Raw genomic sequence first — 17,588 nt, forward strand, 5'->3', positions numbered from 1 at the left:
CGTCTTAGCAGGACCGGCGGCAGATCGCATCGAGTTCCAGACTTCTCACTCTGTTCCGACGACTTCTCGCGTGCGCGTTGGGCCGTCCAGCTCGATTCCAACTCCGGCCTTCCGCCGCTGTCACCGTCACCGTCACCGCTGTTTTTCTCACCGGGAAATCCGCGGCGCGGAAGAACCGTGCCCGAAAACGGGCCGCGGCGCAGCAGTTCCCACAGACTCCCCTGACCTGGAGACGCCGATGCCAAGCGTGCACGACGACGCCGAGACGAAGCTCGCCGAGATCTCGACCGGGCCGGCGGGCGGGCCCACCGGCCTCCCGCCCGCCATGACACGTCCGGCCTTCACCGAAGCCGACCTGCGCCCGACCACGTCCCAGGCGGCGAGCTTCGCCGCCCTGCGTGCCGAGCCCTCCGAAGGCGTCGGCCGGCGGCTGCTGCGTGGCCGCGCGAAGTCGGCCGAGCTGCTCACCAGCGACGAGTGGATGTACTACCTGCCTGACAGCACGTCGATCGGGCGGGTCTCGATCCCCGGAACCCACGAGTCCTGCGCCCGGCACGGCAAGGGAAACATCTTCGTGCCCTGCCAGACGCTCGACGTCGCCGACCAGCTCGACCGGGGCTGCCGTTTCCTCGACATCCGGTGCCGGGTCGTCGGCAGCGGCTCGGACATGTCGTTCGCCATCCACCACGGCGCCTACTACCAGAACATCATGTTCGGTGACGTCCAGCAGAAGTGCGCGGACTTCCTCTACAGCCACCCGTCCGAGTTCATCCTGATGCGGGTGAAGCAGGAGTACTCCCACGAAAGCGACGAGGACTTCCGGGAGATCTTCAACAACAGGTACCTGCGGTCGTATTACTACACCGACGGCAGCATCCCGACGGTGGGCCAGGCCCGCGGGAAGATCGTGCTGCTCGGTGACGTGGCCGGCCTCGGCGGCATCAACTACGGCGGGTCCAACCTCGTCATCCAGGATGACTACAGCCAAGACGACCCGAACGTGAAGTTCGACGAGATCTGGGCCCGGGCGAACGCGTCGGTGGTCTACCGCCAGCCGGGCGACGACCGCCTCTACGTCAACTACGTGAGCGCGAACGACCCGCCGTGGATCGCACCGGACGGCTACGCCGACCTCATCCAGCCGCCGCTTTACGACGCGATCTGGGGCAACATCGAGCAGTGGCGCACCGTGGGCCAACTGGGCGTCATGCCGCTCGACTTCTTCGACTCCGACGACGGCTGGAACGAGGGGCTGATCAGCGGAATCGTCTACTGGAACTACAACTGGTAGCGCCGGCAGACTCCTAGATGGAGAAGTCCTCGCCCTGCCAGACGCCGGCCCGGGGCAGGCGGATCGGCGGCCGCTCCCCGTCGCCGGCACCCTCGCCGGCGGCGGCACCGGCAGTGGCACCGGCACCGGCACCGGCCGCGACGGGAATGCCCGGGCGGGCCGCCTCCAGCCGGTTCACGCGGGTGAGCAGCGACTGCAGGCTGATGCCGACCAGGTCGGGCAGGCGGTCGTCGTGGGCGGGCTGCGGGCGGCTCGGGCTGATGACCTGGCCGGGGACGCCGACGACGACCGAGCCGGGCGGGACCGGGTGGACGACGACGGCGTTCGCGCCGATGCGGCTGTCCGCACCGACGGTGAACGAGCCGAGCACCTTCGCGCCGGCGCCGATCACCACCCGGTCGCCGATCGTCGGGTGGCGCTTGGTGGCCTCCAGGCTGGTCCCGCCGAGCGTCACCCCGTGGTAGATCGTCACGTCGGCGCCGACCTCGGCGGTCTCCCCGATGACGACGCCGGTGGCGTGGTCGATGAACACGCCCTCGCCGATCCGGGCGGCGGGGTGGATGTCGACGCCGGTCAGTTTGCGGGTCATCTCGGCGCCGACCCGGCTGAGCAGCGGCATCCGGTGCGTCCACAGCCAGTGGTTCACCCGGTGACCCCACAGGGCGTGCACCCCGGGATAGCACAGCGCGACTTCGAGGGTGGAGCGGGCGGCGGGGTCGCGGTCCCGCGCCGTGCGGAGGTCCCGGCGCAGCGTCGCGAGCACGCCTCAGTCCCCCAGGCCGGCGAACAGCGGTGTGGACAGGTAGCGCTCACCGAAGTCGGGCAGCACCACCACGATCAGCTTGCCGGTGTTCTCCGGGCGGGCGGCGAGCGTCAGCGCCGCCGACACCGCGGCCCCCGACGAGATGCCGACCAGCAGGCCCTCCTCGCGGGCGAGGCGGCGGGCGAGGCCCATCGCGTCGTCGGCCTGCACCTGGATGATCTCGTCGACGAGCGAGGTGTCGAGCACGCCGGGCACGAAGCCGGCGCCGATGCCCTGGATGGGGTGCGGTCCCTTCACGCCCCCGGACAGCACCGGCGACGCGGCGGGTTCCACCGCGACGAACCGCGTCGACGGTCGGCGCGCCTTGATGACCTCGGCCACCCCGGTGATCGTCCCGCCGGTGCCGACGCCGGCGACGAGGATGTCGATCTGCCCGTCGGTGTCGCGCCAGATCTCCTCGGCGGTCGTGACCCGGTGAATCGCCGGATTGGCCGGGTTCTCGAACTGCTGGGGCATGAAGTAGCGGGAGTCGCTCTTGGCGAGTTCCTCAGCCTTCGCGATGGCCCCGGCCATCCCCTCCGGCCCGGGGGTGAGCACCAGGTCGGCGCCGTAGGCGCGCAGCAGCATCCGCCGCTCGACGCTCATCGTCTCGGGCATCGTCAGCACGCACTTGTAGCCGCGGGCCGCGCACACCATGGCCAGCGCGATGCCCGTGTTCCCACTGGTGGGCTCCACGATGATGGTGTCCGGGCCGATCGCGCCGGCCTTTTCGGCGGCGTCGATGAGCGCCAGTCCCAGCCGGTCCTTCACGCTGTGCGCCGGGTTGAACGACTCCAGCTTGGCGACGACCTGGGCCCCGACCCCGTCGGTGACCCGGCGCAGCCGCACCAGCGGCGTGTTCCCGACCAGCCGCGTGATGTCCTCGGCGATCCTCATCGACGTTCTTCTCCTCGGTCGGCGCCCCTCATCGTCACTGGGCCAGGGTATGTCCCGACTCCGGCGCGGAACCGTCCATGAGCAATCAGGCACCATCGGGCGCCGCGGATGGCGGCGGCGCGGCCCGCCGGGGCGCCGACGCCGCCGCGGCGGGTTGCGCGATGGGGGGACGTCCGCGGTCCGGCCGGGATAGTTTCGAGCCCGTGGCTCGAGTCCGGAAGCGTCGGTGCGCAGGCAGGCTCGGCGCCGGGGCGCGGCGTCGGGCGTGCGGATGCGGGGTCGGATGAGGATCGCGCTGTTCGTGACCTGCCTGGTCGACGCGCTGTACCCGCGGGTCGGGCAGGCCACCACCGAGCTGCTCGAACGCCTCGGTCACGAGGTCGTCTTCCCCGCCGGGCAGACCTGCTGCGGGCAGATGCACACCAACACCGGCTACGCCCGCGAGGCGGTCGGGCTGGTCCGCCATCACGTCGACGTCTTCGAGGGCGCCGACGTCGTCGTCACCCCGTCCGGATCGTGCGCGGGTTCGGTGCGCCACCAGCACGCCGCGCTCGCTCGCGACGCCGGCGACGACGCGCTCGCCCGCCGCGCCGAGGCGGTCGCGAGCCGCACGTACGAGCTGTCCGAGCTGCTCGTCGACGTGCTCGGCGTGGAGGACGTCGGCGCCTACTACCCGCACCGGGTCACCTACCATCCGACCTGCCACTCGCTGCGGGCGCTGCGGGTGGGCGACCGGCCGCTGCGGCTGCTGCGCCAGGTCGCCGGGATGACGCTGCTGGAGCTGCCGGAGGCCGAGACCTGCTGCGGGTTCGGTGGCACCTTCGCGGTGAAGAACGCGCCGACGTCGACGGCGATGCTCGCCGACAAGATGCGCCACGTCCTCGGCACCGGCGCGGAGGTGGCGACCGCCGGCGACGCGTCCTGCCTGATGCACATCGGCGGCGGCCTGACCCGGCTGCGCGCCGCCACCCGCACGGTGCACCTCGCCGAGATCCTCGCCAGCACCCAGGCGACCCTCCGATGAGCGTGCCACACCGTACGGGCACCCGTGGGGCCGGCGGTCCGACGTGCGCCGGCCAGGTGGAAGCCCGGTGACGGCGGCGTTCCTCGGGATTCCCGCGCCGCCCGGCGTGGGGCAGCTACGCGGCGACCGGCCGTTCCCCGCCGCCGCGCGCGACGCTCTCGCCGACAGCCAGTTGCGCCGCAACCTCGGCCACGCCACCGGGGTCATCCGCGCCAAGCGGGCCGCGGCGGTCGGCGAACTCGACGACTGGGAGCAGCTCCGCCTCGCCGGCGAGGCGATCAAACGGGCGACGATGGCCCGCCTCGACGACCACCTCGTCCGGCTGGAGGCCGAGGTGACCGCCCGCGGCGGGACGGTGCACTGGGCTCGCGACGCCCACGAGGCGAACGCGATCGTCACCCGCCTCGTCCAGGCCACCGGCGCGACCGAGCTGGTCAAGGTCAAGTCGATGGCCACCCAGGAGATCGGCCTGAACGCCGCGCTCGCCGACGCCGGCATCACCGCGCACGAGACCGACCTCGCCGAGCTGATCATCCAGCTCGGCGACGACGTGCCCAGCCACATCCTGGTCCCGGCGATCCACCGCAACCGAGCCGAGATCCGCGAACTGTTCCTGCGCGAGATGCCCGGCGTCGACCCGTCGCTCACCGCCGAACCGCGCCGCCTGGCGATGGCCGCCCGCGCCCACCTGCGCCGCACGTTCCTGCGGGCGCGGGTCGCCGTGTCGGGGGCGAACTTCGGCGTCGCCGAGACCGGCTCGCTGGTCGTGGTGGAGTCGGAGGGCAACGGGCGGATGTGCCTGACGTTGCCGGAGACGCTGATCACGGTGATGGGCATCGAGAAGGTCGTGCCGAGCTGGCGGGACCTGGAGGTGTTCCTGCAGCTGCTGCCCCGCTCGTCGACCGGCGAGCGGATGAACCCGTACACGTCGATCTGGACCGGCGTCACCCCCGGCGACGGGCCGAAGGCGTTTCACCTGGTGCTGCTCGACAACGGCCGCACCGCCGCCCTCGGCGACGCCGTCGGCCGCGACGCGCTGCACTGCATCCGCTGCTCGGCCTGCCTGAATGTCTGCCCCGTCTACGAGCGCACCGGCGGCCACGCCTACGGCTCGGTCTACCCCGGCCCCATCGGCGCCGTGCTGTCCCCGCAGCTCACCGGCATCCACTCCGGCAACGACGACAACGCCTCGCTGCCGTACGCCTCCAGCCTGTGCGGCGCCTGCTACGACGTCTGCCCGGTGCGCATCGACATCCCGTCGCTGCTCGTCCGCCTGCGCACCGCCCACGTCGACGCCGCCCGCGCCCGCCCGCTGCCCACCGCGGAGGCGCTCACGATGGCCGCCGCCGCCTGGGTGATGTCCTCCCCCACCCGCTTCGCCGCCGCCGAGACCGCCTCCCGCCTCGGCCGGCTGGCGGGCCGCGCCACCGGCCGGCTGTCGTCGCTGCCCCCGCCGCTGTCGGCGTGGACGTCCAGCCGCGACGCCCCCCGGCCCCCGGAGGAGACCTTCCGTCAGTGGTGGTCCCGCACCCGCGGCGGCCCCGCGCATCCGGCAGGCCAAGCGAATCCCCCGCCACCGGGCGGTTCCGCGGTGCCGGCGGGTTCCGCGGAACCGCGCGGTTCGCCAGAGCGGCCCGGTTCGACAGAGCGGTCCGGTTCCGCGGGGCCGTCCGGTTCGCCAGAGCGGTCCGGTTCCGCGGGGCCGTCCGGTTCGCCAGAGCGGCCCGGTTCGGCAGAGCGGCCCGGTTCGGCAGAGCCCGAAGGCTCGGCGTGAGCGCGCGCGACGAGGTGCTGGCCCGCGTCCGGGCCGCAAACGCCAACGCGGGCGCCGGCCTCCGCGGTGGAGTGCGCGGACCAGGTGCGGACGACGCTGGTGACATCCCCCGCGACTACCGCCGCGGCGGCGGCCCGGCGCCCGGCAGCCCGCCGCTGCTCGATCTGCTGCGCCGCCGGCTCGTCGACTACCGGGCGTCCGTAGTCGACACGGCCCCCGGCGACGAGCCGGCCGCGATCCGCGCAGCCCTGGCCGCCGCCTCCGTCGGGCCCACCCCCGGTTCCGCGGAACACTCACCCCGCTCCGCCGAACACTCGCGCGGTTCCGCGGAACACTCACCCCGCTCCGCCGAACACTGGCCCGGTTCAGCGGAACCTTTGCCCGCCTCGGCCGAGCACTCGCGCGGTTCCGCGGAACTTCCGCCCGGTTCCGCGGGGCGGGGCGGCGGGGCAGTGCTCGTCCCACCTGGGCTGCCGGCGGGCTGGTGCCCGGACGGCGTCGTCGACGGCGGCTTCACCGCCGTCGAACTCGACGGGTTCGCGGCGGTCGTCACCGCCTGCGCGGCGGCCTGCGCGCTGACCGGGACGATCGCCCTCGACGGCTCCCCCGACCAGGGCCGGCGCGCGATCACCCTGGTGCCCGACGTCCACGTCTGCGTCGTCCGAGCCGACCAGGTCGTCCACGGCGTCCCCGAGCTGCTCGCCCGCCTGGACCCGACCCGCCCGATCACCCTCATCAGCGGCCCGTCGGCCACCAGTGACATCGAGTTCGACCGCGTCGAGGGCGTCCACGGCCCCCGCACCCTCGCCGTCGTCCTGGTCAGCCAGCGAGATCCCCTCTGATCGGGACAGCGCCGACAGGGTAGGGCTCCGGCCGACGACATCAGGTCTGACCCATCTCGTCCGTGATCATCAGCATGCTCCGATCCCGCTAGGGAGCGACTCACCGCCGCCGGTACCGACATCGTTGACGTCGGTGCGGCGACTCCCACCTGACCAGGCCTTCGCCGACGCGCATCCGTGGGTCTGTCACATCGGACGGCCGGGATTCGACGTATTCGCAGGACGCTGTGGCGCGGACGAACCAGACCGCGCCGCCACGCGAACGATTCCCACGCGAGAGGCCAGGCAGGTATGAGGATCGCGGTTTTCGGGGCGAACGGGCCCACCGGGCGGCTGGTGGTGCAGCAGGCCCTCAAGGCAGGCCATGAGGTCGCCGCGGTCACGCGGCGGCCGGCGGAGTTCCCGCTGGCCGGCGAGCGGCTCACCGTCATGGAGGCCGACGTCGCCGACGAGTCGTCCACCGCACGGGCGGTCGACGGTGTCGACGCGGTGCTGAGCACCGTCGGCGTGCCGTTCGCGCGGGCTCCGATCACCGTCTACAGCACCGCCGCCACCACCCTCACGGGCGCGATGATCCGGCTTGGCGTGAAGCGCCTGGCCGTCGTCAGCTCCACCGCGGTCGAGCCCCACCCGCACGCCGAGGGCGGGTTCCTGCTCAACCGGGTCATGCAGCCGCTGCTCGCGCGCACGATCGGCCGGAGCACCTACGCGGACATGCGGGCCATGGAGCAGATCGTGCGTGACAGCGGCCTGGAGTGGACGGTCATCCGTTCGTCCGGCCTGTTCGACGCCGACCACGTCTCGCCCTACGAGGTCAGCGACGGCCCGCTGGACGGCGTGTTCACCAGCCGCGCGGACCTCGCGCACTGCCTGCTGTCGCAGGCGTCCGAGGACCGGTTCGTCGGCCAGACGATCGAGATCACGACCAGCGAGGGCGCCCCGACCCTGCTCCAGGTGATCCGCCGCGAGGCCTTCGGCCGCGGCTGACCCCACCCACCCCGTCCCCGCGCCGGCCCCTTCATCCATCATCTGTCACGATCCCTCTAGGGATGATCATGGACCCCAGGGTAAGGGCGCAGGTCAGCGGGACCGTCTTGGTGCGGTGCGGGATGATCGTTGCAGCGGTCCGGCGGTAATGCAACCGCCCAGGTCAGAGCGTTGATCCGGTTGAGTCGCATGGGATATGTGGCTGGGACCGGCATGTCTCCAGAGCGCAACGACTCGGCTCGGTCGGACGGCCGGCGGTCCTGCCTGTCCAGAGGGGCTCCAGGTTTGATTTCTCCCTCTGGACAGGCAAGGACGTGGATCACGTCAGGGGCGGGCGGCGGCCACCTGGGCGCGGACCTGGGGGATGACCTGGTCGGCGAAGATCTGTAGGTGTTCGACGGGGGTCTCGCGGTCGCCGAGGACGAACGTGTCGAAGTCCAGTTCGAGGGCGAGTGCGGTGAGCTCGTCGACCCACTGGCTGGCCGGGCCGACGAGGAAGCCCTCGGAGCGGTCCTGGAGCTTGTGGCCGAAGAAGGCGTTGTACAGGCGCGGGACCGCAGTGCGCGACCGGCCGGCGGCGGCGAGCTCGGTGTCGAAGTGCGCCGCGTCGGCGCGGACGGTGTCCAGGTCGAGACGGTTGCCGTTGGGGATCCAGCCGATGCCCTGGCTTGCGGTCAGCCGGCGCATCAGCGGGCCGCCGCTGCCGATCCAGAGCTGGATCGGCTCCTGCGGCGGGAGCAGCGGCTGCGGGTGGTCGAGCTGGTAGTACTGGCCGGCGTAGGTGACGTCGGCGTCGCCGGACCACAGCAGCCGGAGGACGTCGATCGCCTCGGCGAGCCGCTCGCGGGCCTCGCGTGGCTTCCACCGCGGGCCGCCGATCGCGGCGATCTGGTCCCACAGCCCGCCGGTGCCGAGGCCGAGGTCGAGCCGGCCAGGGGCGAGGCGGTCGATCGTCCACGCCGTCTTGGCCAGCACCGCCGGCGGGCGCAGGGCGAGGTTGACGACGTCGGTGAGCACCCGGATCGACGACGTGCGGCCGACCACCGCCGACAGCAGCGCGATCTGGTCGACGTAGTCGGGGTTGTAGGGATGGTCGGGCACGGCGATCAGGTCGTAGCCCAGCTCCTCGGCCTGCGCGGCGTGGTCGAGCAGCGCGCGGCCGGCGACGGTGCGGGGGAACAGGAAGGTGCCGAACCGCAGCGGTCGGTGGTCGGCCGGCGCGCGGTCGGGCGATCCGTCGTCGAGCGATCCGTCGTCGAGCGATCCGTGTTCGTCGGTCATCTGGTTGTCTCCTATGCCGCGCTGAGCGCGGTCTCCTTGCGGACGAGGGGCGCCACTTCCTCCGCGATCAGATGCATGATCTCTTCGGTGCCGGCCGGCCCCAGGCCGTTGTCGATCTGGAGGAAGTGCAGGTCGTGGCGGAGGTCCTGGTGCATCCCGATCAGACGCTCGGCGACGTACTCGGGGGTGCCGACGAGGATCTGGCCGGTCGGGCCGGTCAGCTCGTCGAAGCCCTGGTCGAGCAGGCGCTGGGCGCGGTTGTCCTGGCGCAGGCCCTGGTTGCGCTGCGCGGCGGCGTTGACCGTCTGCTCCCAGTAGGCCCGGTACTCGCGGCGCACCCGCGCCTCGTCGTGGTCGACGACGACGGTGGACAACGACGCGACCCGGGCCCGCACCGGGTCGTGGCCGGCGGCGGCGAACGCCTCGCGGTAGTGGTCGGCGAAGTCGGCGTAGGTGCCGGCGCGGAACCCGGCGACCAGGACGGGCAGGCCCTTGCTGGCGGCGAGCTCGACGGAGTCGACGTTGCGGGTCGCCCCGAGCCAGACCGGCAACTGCGACTGCACCGGCCGCGGGGTGACGTGGGCGTCGCTCAACGCGGGACGGGAGGTCGCGGGCCAGGCCGGGATGTGTCCGGTGCGCAGGATGGCCAGGAGCAGGTCGAGATGCTCGCGCAGCAACGTCCCGCGGTCCGGATCGTCCTGGCCGATGAGCAGCCGGGAGGCGTTCGCGAAGTTGCCCTTCCCGGCGACGATCTCGACGCGCCCACCCGAGATGACGTCGAGGGTGGCGTAGTCCTCGGCGACGCGGACCGGGTCGAGCAGGGGAAGCAGCGTGACCCCGGTCATCAGCCGCAGCCGCTCGGTCTGCGCGGCGATGGCGGCGAGGATGACCGGCGGTGCGCTCGTCACGAAGTGCGGGTCGCCGTGGTGCTCCCCGACGGAGAACGCCTCGAAGCCGAGCCGCTCGGCGAGCACGCCCTGGGTGACGATCGACGCCAGACGCTCATGCTCGGTCGGCGTCTGCCCGGTGCGCCGGTCTGCGGAGACGCCGCCGAGCGTGTTGATTCCCAGTTCCACCAGATGCCCTCGATCGTCGTCGGTACGTGTTCGGAGGCGACGGGCCCGTCAGTGGATCAGGGCATGACGCTCAGCTTGCAATCAACTGCAGGAACCCGCGCCCGTCTCGCCGTTTTGCCTGGACTGTAACCTGCGCTGCCCTTTGTCGGCCATCTCTATGCTTTCAGTTGACAAGCACGTCATGGCATGAAACCTTCACCCGGACCCGGGGACGCCGGGAGTGGATCACGTGGGAGTTATTCGATGTATCAGCGGGGATCAGTCCAGCGCAGGATCGGCGGCCGAGTGCGCGGCGCCGTTGCGGCCGCCATCGCGGCCGGCCTGGCGGTGACCCTCGCGGCCTGCGGCTCGGACTCGGGTGGCGGGTCGAGCGCGGCTGCCAGCCCGGCCGCGGCCAGCGCGTCGAGCGGCCCCGACCTGTCGAGGGTGACGCTGCGGGTGGCGACCTACCCGGCGGCCATCGGTGGCGACGAGGCGCTGCTCAAGGCGGCCGACCTGCTCGACACCCCGTACAAGGTGCGGTTCCAGACCTATCCCGACGGCGGCGCGCAGACCGGGGCGGTCAACCAGGGCAGCGCGGACCTCGCCCGCGGCAGCGGCGTCGCGAACGTGCTGATCGCCGCGGGGGGCACCAAGCCGAACTTCGTGTCCGTCGCGACGCTGCGGCTGCCGACGTCGCTGCAGTGGACGGTCGCGAAGAAGGGCATCACCTCGATCGCCGACCTGCGGGGCAAGAAGGTCGCGTACACCAAGAACACCACCACGCAGTACTTCCTGCTCAAGCAGCTCGCCAGCGCCGGACTGACCTTCAAGGACATCCAGCCGGTGCCGCTCACGCCGGCCGACGGGCTGAGCGCGCTGCTCGGCGGCAGCGTCGACGCGCTGGCCGGGTTCGGCAAGACGGTGCAGGTCGCGGTCGCGAAGGGCAACCCGATCCTGGCCGACGGCGGCCCGATCCTCAAGGGCAGCCTCGGCGGCCTCGTCGGCGCCTACAACGCCTACACCTCCGACCTCGACGACCCGGCGAAGTCCGCCGCGATCGCCGACTACATCGGTCGGATCGAGGCGTCGTTCGCCTGGACCCGGGCGCACTCCGCCGAGTGGAACAAGATCACGGCTACGAACACCAACCAGCCGCTGGAGTCCGTCACCGCCAACTTCAAGGCCTCGGAGAACAGCGCGAACTCGGCCGTGGGCCCCGTCGACCCGAAGGCGCTGACCGACCAGCAGGGCATCGCCGACACCTTCCAGGCCGCCGGTCTGCTGCCCGGCAAGGTCGACGTCGCCGGCAGCTACAACACGAAGCTGAACCCGGCGATCGCGGCCGCCATCGCCTCCTACAAGGCCAAGTTCCCGGCGAACTTCGCCGTGACGACGGTCCAGTGACAACGGTCCAGTGACGACGGTCCAGTGAGGTGTTGGTGAGCCGACGATGGGAGACCCGGGTGCCGTGGCGACCGTGACGCAGCCCGAGGACGCAGCATCCGGGACGCCGCCCTCGGCCGCGTCGGCCACCTCGGCCACCTCGGCCGCGTCGGCCACCTCGGCGGCGGCCGCACCCGGCACCTCGGCCGTGCTCGCCGCCGACTCCGCGCCTGCCGTCGTCACGCGTGCCGCCGTGGGCTCGCCCGCGGCGGCGCGCGGGCGGCGGGTGACGTTCAGCGCCGGGGGCGCGGGCCGGCGCCGGCGGCTGTGGGTGCCCGGCCTGGTCCGCCGGGCGATCGTGCCGATCCTGCTCGTCGCGCTGTGGCAGGTCGGCAGCTCGTCGAGCTGGTGGTCGACGGAGGTCCTGCCCGCGCCGTGGGACGTCGCCCACGAGTTCGTCACCCTGTGGAACAACGGGCAGCTCCCGTCGAACCTGTGGGTGTCGGTGCGCCGGGCGTTGACGGGCGCGGCGATCGGCATCGCCGTGGGCCTCTCCCTGGGCGTGGCGGTCGGCCTGTGGCGGCCGGTCGAGGAGGCCCTCGACGCCACCCTGCAGATGCTGCGGACGATCCCGTTCCTGGTGATCCTGCCGCTGTTCATCCTCTGGTTCGGCGTCGACGAGACCCCGAAGATCCTCATCATCACGATCGGCACGGCCCTGCCCATGTACATCAACACGATGTCGGGCGTGCGCACGGTCGACCCGCGCCTGCTGGAGATGGGCCGCCAGTTCGGCCTGAACCGGCTGCGCCTGATCGCGACCGTCGTCCTGCCCGGGGCCATGCCGAGCATCCTCACCGGGGTGCGCTACTCGCTCGGCCTGAGCTGGCTCGCGCTCGTCGTCGCCGAGCAGATCAACGCCCAGAAGGGCCTGGGCCTGCTCATCTACAACGCGCAGTCGCTGTTCCAGACGAAGATCCTGATGGTCGTCGTCGTCGTGTACGCCGCCCTCGGCCTGATCACCGACGTGATCGTGCGCCTCGCCGAGCGGCGCCTGCTGGCGTGGCGAGGGAGGTGACGCGGGTGGGCGCCGTCACGGTGCGCGGCCTGCGCCGCGCGTTCGGCTCACACGTCGTGCTCGACCGGCTCGACCTGACCATCGCCGACTCCGAGTTCGTGGCGCTGGTCGGGCGCAGCGGCGGCGGCAAGACAACGTTGCTGCGGACCCTGGCCGGTCTCGACCCGGTCGCCGAGGGCAGCGTCGAGGTGCCGGCGCTACGCTCGGTGGTGTTCCAGGAGCCGCGGTTGCTGCCCTGGCGCCGGGTGTGGCAGAACGTCTCGCTTGGCCTGCCGCGCTCCCGCCGCCGCGACGAGGCGTCCCGGGCACTGGCCGAGGTCGGCCTCGCCGACCATGCCCAGGCCTGGCCGCTGACACTGTCCGGCGGCGAGGCGCAGCGCGTCGCGCTCGCCCGGGCGCTGGTCCGCGAACCCGAGCTGCTGCTGCTCGACGAGCCGTTCGGTGCCCTCGACGCGCTGACCCGCATCCACATGCATCATCTGGTTCGCCAGCTCCACGAGCGGCACCGTCCGGCCGTGCTGCTGGTGACGCACGACGTCGACGAGGCCCTCGAACTCGCCGACCGCGTGATCGTGCTGCGCGACGGCCGCCTCGACGAGGAGATCGAGACCCGCGAGCTGTTCGACGACCGCCGCGACCCGCGCTTCGAACAGGCCCGCGCCCGGCTACTCGGCCTGCTCGGCGTAACCGACACCCACGTCGCCGACACCCCGGCCGCACTCGACATCCCGGCCGCACTCGACACCCCGGCCGCACTCGACACCCCGGCTGCCGCCGATCCCTCGGCCGGCACCTCAGCCGTCGTTGACGTGTACGACGCGCCTCGATGACCGGGTCCGAAGAAACCAATCTCGTCGCTCCAGGTCTTCTGCTGATCCTGTCAGCGCTGCACGGTCGCCCGCACCCGGCTATCCCCAGCCGGGTCTGCGGCCAGACTGCGGTCAGATGGTGCCGAGGCTTCGGTACGGTTTTCGGGCGCAAAACCGTACCCAAACCTCGGCACGATTTCGCGCACAAACGCTCACACAAAGACACGATGGATGTGACGGCTGGTGGGCATGCCGAGCCCCGAGTTCCCCTCCCTCATCCCATCAGATCCTCGTGGCCGAACACCACCTGGGACGGCCGCAAAGGACCGGGCAGCTCAGGCGTCCGGCGGAGACAGGCCCTGGGCCAGTAGCGCGGCGAGGGCGTCCGGGTCGACGAGGGTGTGGTCGGGCTGGTCGAGCAGCGGCGCCATCGACGCGGCGAAGGTGAGCAACTGGGCCGCGGCGACCTGCTCGGGCGTCGGGTCTGTGCACCCGAAGATCCGGGCGAGCCGGCCGGCGATCACGGCCGCAGCGGCGTCGGTGCTCTCCATCGCCCGCCGTCGGATCTCCTCGTGGACGGCCAGCTCCTGCAGGACGATGCGATGCACCGGCGACGGCCGGCCGAGCACGACGGTGAGATGCCGCCACAGCTCGGCGATCGCCCGGCGCGCCCGCTCGGGCGAGGGCAGGTCGGACGAGGGCAGGTCGGACGAGGGCAGGTCGAGCTCGCCGAGCGTGGTCACCCGATCCCGCTGGACGACCGCGAGCAGCAGGTCCATCTTCGTCTTGAAGTGGTAAAAGATCAGCCCGTGCGGTACGCCGGCCGCCGCGGCGATCCGGGCGGTGGACGTCCGGTCGAACCGGTGCTCGGCGAACAGCACCTCCGCGGCGGCCAGGATGCGCTCCCGCGCGGTGAGTTCCGGCTTCCCCGGCGGCCCCACGCTTGGCGGCCCCACGCTTGGCGGCCCCACGGTCGGCGGCCCCACGGTCGGCGGCCCCACGGTCGGCGGCCCCACGGTCGGCGGCCCCACGGTCGGCGGGCCCACGGTCGGCGGGCCCACGGTCGGCGTCGTCCGGCCCGCGCCTGCCCTCCCCTCGCCTCGCGCCACGAAAGATCCCGGCCTCAGAACTCGGTGTTGCCGGCGTCGGGGGCGATCTCGTGGGCGGTGATGAACTTCGACTCGTCCGAGGCCAGGAACAGCACGGTGTCGGCGACGTCCTCGGGCTCGGTGCCGTCGACCGGCAGCAGGTTCATGAACATCGGGCCGAGCCGGTCGTAGCCGCCGATCGCCTCGTCGATCCGCTCCCGCATGCTGCCGGTGCCCATCGGCGTGTTCACGCCGGTCGGGTGCACGCTGTTGACCCGGATGTGGTGCTGGCTCAACTCCGCCGCGAACGCCTTCGCCATGCCGCGCACCGCGAACTTGCTGGTCGTGTACGGCACCATGAACGGCTGCACCTTCAGCCCCGCCGCCGAGCTGATCAGGATGATCGAGCCCCCGCCGGCGCGCACCAGGTGCGGCGCGCCGACCATCACCGTGTTCCACACCCCGGTGACGTTCGTGCTGATCGTGTCCTCGTAGATCTGCGGCGTCACCTTGTCCCACGCCCGCGGAATACAGATGCCGGCGTTGGCGACGACGACGTCGAGCCGACCGAGCTGCGCGACGCCGTCGTCGACGATGCGACGCAGGGCCTCCAGGTCGCGGACGTCCACGATCCCGGACACCACGCGACGCCCCGTCTTCTCGATCAGCGAGACCGTCTCCGCCAGGTCCTCCGGGGTCGCGGAGAGGTAGTCGACACTCGGCAGCGGCGCGCAGACGTCGACCACGATCACGTCGGCGCCCTCCTCGGCCAGCCGCAGCGCGTCCGCCCGCCCCTGCCCGCGCGCGGCCCCCGTCACCAGCGCGACCTTACCCGCCACCCGACCGCTCATCGCCGTCTCCGATCCCACGTCACAGCGCCCGGCCACCGCCGGCCCGACACCTGGTTGAGTACTCACTCAGCCTACGGCCGATCCACCCATGTACGTCAATGACGCACAATGGGCACTCGTCCCGTGACGTCGCCGGACATCCCCTTCACGCCCACCCTCCGCCGCTCGTCCGCCCACCGCCGAGACCGCCGAGACCACCGGCCGCGCTTAGCCGGAGCCCTCCACGCCCGCTTTATCCCTCTGGATACGAGGGATGGGTCGTTTCGGTGACTGTGGGATGGTTGTTCGGTGACCGTCGGGGGCGAGGGGGACGCGCTCGACTGCTTCGTGTCGTACGCCGAGGACGGCCGGGCGTGGGCCGAGTGGATCGCCGGGACGTTGGAGAACGCCGGCCTGCGGGTCCTCGTCGAATCCTGGGACCGGACGCCGGGCACCCACCAGGTCACCTGGCTGGACCGGGCGACCAGGCAGGCGCGGCACACCATCGCCGTCGTCTCGGACGGCTACCTGGACTCCCCGACGGCGGTCACCGAATGGGGTGCGGCGTGGTCGCCCCGCCTGGCCGACAGGGATCGCAGGCTGCTCGTCGCCCGGGTGACCGACCGCCCGGTGCCCGGCCTGCTCGGCCAGCTCGCCCCGATCAACCTGTTCGACCGCGGCGCACTCGCCGGCGCGACCGCCCTGCTCGCCGCCGTCCGCGGCGACCGCCGTAGGCCCTCTCCGTCGCTGTCCGTACCTGGCGAGCGGGGAGCCGGGTGGGGTCAGATTGTCGGGCCGGAGCGGGTCGGCGGGGGTTTGGGCAGGGCGATGCGGACCTTCTTGTTCAGGTGCTCCTCGAGGAGCGCCTTGAGCTCGCCTCCTTCGATGAGGCGGATGCGCCCGGCGCGCTTTGCGACGAACTCCCTGCTCGCGGGCCCGAACCAGGAGGATGTGACCAGGATTCCCTTGGTGGCGTTCTGGTCATCCATCGATCCCCAGAGTGCCCGTACCGCCTCGGCTGGAACGACCCGCTTGTAGAGCTTGGCCTGGATGACACAGACGCCGCCGGTGATCGGGTTCGCGTCCGTCACGACGACGTCGACACCGTCGTCACGTGATCCTTGGGTCGTCTTGGCCCAGCCAGTCATCCCGACTTTCTCGAAGAGCTGGCGAATGAGGTGCTCGAAGGTGAACGGGTCCATGGCCAGCAGGTCAGGCCGGCTGTCAAGCTCGGCGGCAGCGTCGAAGTCGTCGATGAACTTGTAGCGAGAAAGGTCGAAGTCGACGATCGGCGTCACGGCCTCCACGTCGTACGGGTGCGGCGACACGATCGCCTTCAGGTACTTCAGGCAGTCCACGGGCCGGAGATGGTCAAAGTCCAGACCCTCGTAGATCTCTCGCGTTACGCTGAAGGTGATCAGGCAGGGGTAGGCAGGCTGGCCGGTGCCCGGGTCGCGGGTTCGCACGTGTCCGTTGAGGGCAACAGAGTCGACCAGGCTCGGTGGAGTGGTCTCGAAGATCTCCCGCAGGTGACGCAGCGCGGTCTGGGCGACGACGGAAGCATAGAGAGCCTTACGGTCCCGGTCTGCCCGGGACAGGGTGTCGATCGTCTTGCGCGTCTTGACGTAGCGGAAGCCACGCTCCTGCGGGACGATCTCATTGGTGGGCAGATCGAACTCGATCCAGATCTCACGCGGCTCAGGCCGGAAGGCAAGCCGCCGGCCATGCGGGAACCCGGCCGGGTAGGCCGACCGGTCCAGGACCTGCGCGACGAAGTCCTCGACGGCGTCGGTGTCGCCCGCACGATAGGCAGCCTCGAAGAGTTCCACCTGCTGGTTGTGCCGGGCGGCCTCGGCACGCGCTCTGTCTGCTCGCCGCTGGTGGTCGGCGCGGGCTTGGCGGATCCCCTCCTGCCTGTTGGCCTCCGCGCGCTTCGCCGTGTCGACGGCCTCCTGGTAGCGCTCTTGCGCCACTTCCAGCTCCTGCTCGTAACGGGCGCGACCGCCAAGCCTCGCGGCCAGTCCGCGCGGAGGGCCGGGCGGGGCGAAGTCGTCCCAGTTCGGTACAGGCGTCGGCGGCCCGAAACGGGACAGGTCGAAGGCGGGGATCCGCGCCTCGCGTCGCAGGCCGCCGAACGAGAACGGGGTTAGATTCGCCCCGTTCAGCAGCGCCTTCAGCGTCTGGACCCGGGCATCGATCTCAGCGGACAGCTTCTCGGCCTCTGCGGTCATCAGAACGTGATTTAGCTGCTCGCGCTGCCGGGCGTCAGACCGGGCCTGGCGTTCGGCCTTCTGATGCGCCCGTTCCATCGCCTTCTGCACACGGATCGCCGCCGCGTCGATCTGGCGCTTCTCGCGCTCGAGGCGAGCCTGCTGATGCTCTTGGGCACGGCGAAACTCCGACCAGCCCGAACGTTTACCAGCCACCTACATACAGCACCAGAT

Annotated in this window: 15 protein-coding genes and 1 pseudogene; 9 read left to right on the plus strand and 7 right to left on the minus strand. The window is 71.6% G+C overall.

Features of this window, described 5'->3' with window-relative positions:
* Positions 1-238 precede the first annotated feature (238 nt).
* Complete coding sequence (locus tag AC5R91_RS04330) at positions 239-1,291, plus strand: phosphatidylinositol-specific phospholipase C (RefSeq protein WP_495395806.1); 1,053 nt, start codon at positions 239-241, stop codon at positions 1,289-1,291.
* Between the two features lie 13 nt (positions 1,292-1,304).
* Here the strand turns inward: AC5R91_RS04330 and cysE are convergent, their stop codons facing one another.
* Positions 1,305-2,054 carry a serine O-acetyltransferase gene (cysE, locus tag AC5R91_RS04335; protein ID WP_495395807.1) on the minus strand — a complete coding sequence of 250 codons (750 nt, stop codon included), beginning with the start codon at positions 2,052-2,054 and terminating at the stop codon, positions 1,305-1,307.
* 3 nt (positions 2,055-2,057) lie between these two features.
* Positions 2,058-2,990 (minus strand): cysteine synthase A, encoded by a 933-nt coding sequence (gene cysK / locus AC5R91_RS04340; RefSeq protein ID WP_495395808.1) that lies wholly within the window; start codon positions 2,988-2,990, stop codon positions 2,058-2,060.
* 283 nt (positions 2,991-3,273) lie between these two features.
* Here cysK and AC5R91_RS04345 point away from each other — a divergent pair, with 283 nt between their 5' ends.
* From AC5R91_RS04345 to AC5R91_RS04360, 4 genes are all read left to right on the plus strand, one after another.
* Positions 3,274-4,014, plus strand: coding sequence for a (Fe-S)-binding protein (locus AC5R91_RS04345; RefSeq protein ID WP_495395809.1), 741 nt, complete (start codon positions 3,274-3,276; stop codon positions 4,012-4,014).
* 67 nt (positions 4,015-4,081) lie between these two features.
* Positions 4,082-5,788 carry a lactate utilization protein B gene (locus AC5R91_RS04350; protein WP_495395810.1) on the plus strand — a complete coding sequence of 569 codons (1,707 nt, stop codon included), beginning with the start codon at positions 4,082-4,084 and terminating at the stop codon, positions 5,786-5,788.
* Positions 5,785-6,630 carry a LutC/YkgG family protein gene (locus tag AC5R91_RS04355; RefSeq protein ID WP_495395811.1) on the plus strand — a complete coding sequence of 282 codons (846 nt, stop codon included), beginning with the start codon at positions 5,785-5,787 and terminating at the stop codon, positions 6,628-6,630. The genes AC5R91_RS04350 and AC5R91_RS04355 overlap by 4 nt, the downstream gene beginning before the upstream one ends.
* Positions 6,631-6,921: 291 nt before the next feature.
* On the plus strand, positions 6,922-7,617 hold the full coding sequence (locus tag AC5R91_RS04360) for an NAD(P)-dependent oxidoreductase (protein WP_495395812.1): 696 nt from the start codon (positions 6,922-6,924) through the stop codon (positions 7,615-7,617).
* A gap of 324 nt (positions 7,618-7,941) precedes the next feature.
* Here the strand turns inward: AC5R91_RS04360 and AC5R91_RS04365 are convergent, their stop codons facing one another.
* The gene (locus AC5R91_RS04365) at positions 7,942-8,898 is read right to left on the minus strand and encodes an LLM class flavin-dependent oxidoreductase (protein ID WP_495395813.1); all 957 of its coding nucleotides are present in this window, start codon (positions 8,896-8,898) and stop codon (positions 7,942-7,944) included.
* Positions 8,899-8,909: 11 nt separating this feature from the next.
* A complete protein-coding gene (locus AC5R91_RS04370; protein WP_495395814.1) occupies positions 8,910-9,974 on the minus strand; it encodes an LLM class flavin-dependent oxidoreductase in 1,065 nt (354 codons plus the stop codon).
* A gap of 285 nt (positions 9,975-10,259) precedes the next feature.
* On the opposite strand from AC5R91_RS04370, the gene AC5R91_RS04375 reads away from it, so the two are divergent.
* The 3 genes from AC5R91_RS04375 to AC5R91_RS04385 are packed head-to-tail and all read left to right on the plus strand — an operon-like array spanning position 10,260 to position 13,247.
* On the plus strand, positions 10,260-11,360 hold the full coding sequence (locus tag AC5R91_RS04375; RefSeq protein WP_495395815.1) for an ABC transporter substrate-binding protein: 1,101 nt from the start codon (positions 10,260-10,262) through the stop codon (positions 11,358-11,360).
* Positions 11,361-11,406: 46 nt separating this feature from the next.
* The gene (locus AC5R91_RS04380; RefSeq protein ID WP_495395816.1) at positions 11,407-12,417 is read left to right on the plus strand and encodes an ABC transporter permease; all 1,011 of its coding nucleotides are present in this window, start codon (positions 11,407-11,409) and stop codon (positions 12,415-12,417) included.
* Between the two features lie 5 nt (positions 12,418-12,422).
* The gene (locus AC5R91_RS04385) at positions 12,423-13,247 is read left to right on the plus strand and encodes an ABC transporter ATP-binding protein (protein ID WP_495395817.1); all 825 of its coding nucleotides are present in this window, start codon (positions 12,423-12,425) and stop codon (positions 13,245-13,247) included.
* A 314-nt stretch (positions 13,248-13,561) separates the two neighbouring features.
* Here the strand turns inward: AC5R91_RS04385 and AC5R91_RS04390 are convergent, their stop codons facing one another.
* Together AC5R91_RS04390 and AC5R91_RS04395 are read right to left on the minus strand one after the other, a co-directional pair.
* Positions 13,562-14,167, minus strand: a complete 606-nt coding sequence (locus AC5R91_RS04390) for a TetR/AcrR family transcriptional regulator (protein ID WP_495395818.1) — start codon at positions 14,165-14,167, stop codon at positions 13,562-13,564.
* A gap of 182 nt (positions 14,168-14,349) precedes the next feature.
* Positions 14,350-15,165 (minus strand): mycofactocin-coupled SDR family oxidoreductase, encoded by an 816-nt coding sequence (locus AC5R91_RS04395; protein ID WP_495395819.1) that lies wholly within the window; start codon positions 15,163-15,165, stop codon positions 14,350-14,352.
* Between the two features lie 327 nt (positions 15,166-15,492).
* Here AC5R91_RS04395 and AC5R91_RS04400 point away from each other — a divergent pair.
* A pseudogene (locus AC5R91_RS04400) lies at positions 15,493-15,810 on the plus strand (toll/interleukin-1 receptor domain-containing protein); the annotation flags it as partial.
* 116 nt (positions 15,811-15,926) lie between these two features.
* On the opposite strand, the gene AC5R91_RS04405 reads toward AC5R91_RS04400, so the two are convergent.
* The gene (locus AC5R91_RS04405) at positions 15,927-17,570 is read right to left on the minus strand and encodes a restriction endonuclease (RefSeq protein WP_495395820.1); all 1,644 of its coding nucleotides are present in this window, start codon (positions 17,568-17,570) and stop codon (positions 15,927-15,929) included.
* Positions 17,571-17,588: the final 18 nt, after the last annotated feature.

It is taken from the genome of Frankia sp. BMG5.60, from assembly GCF_059428125.1.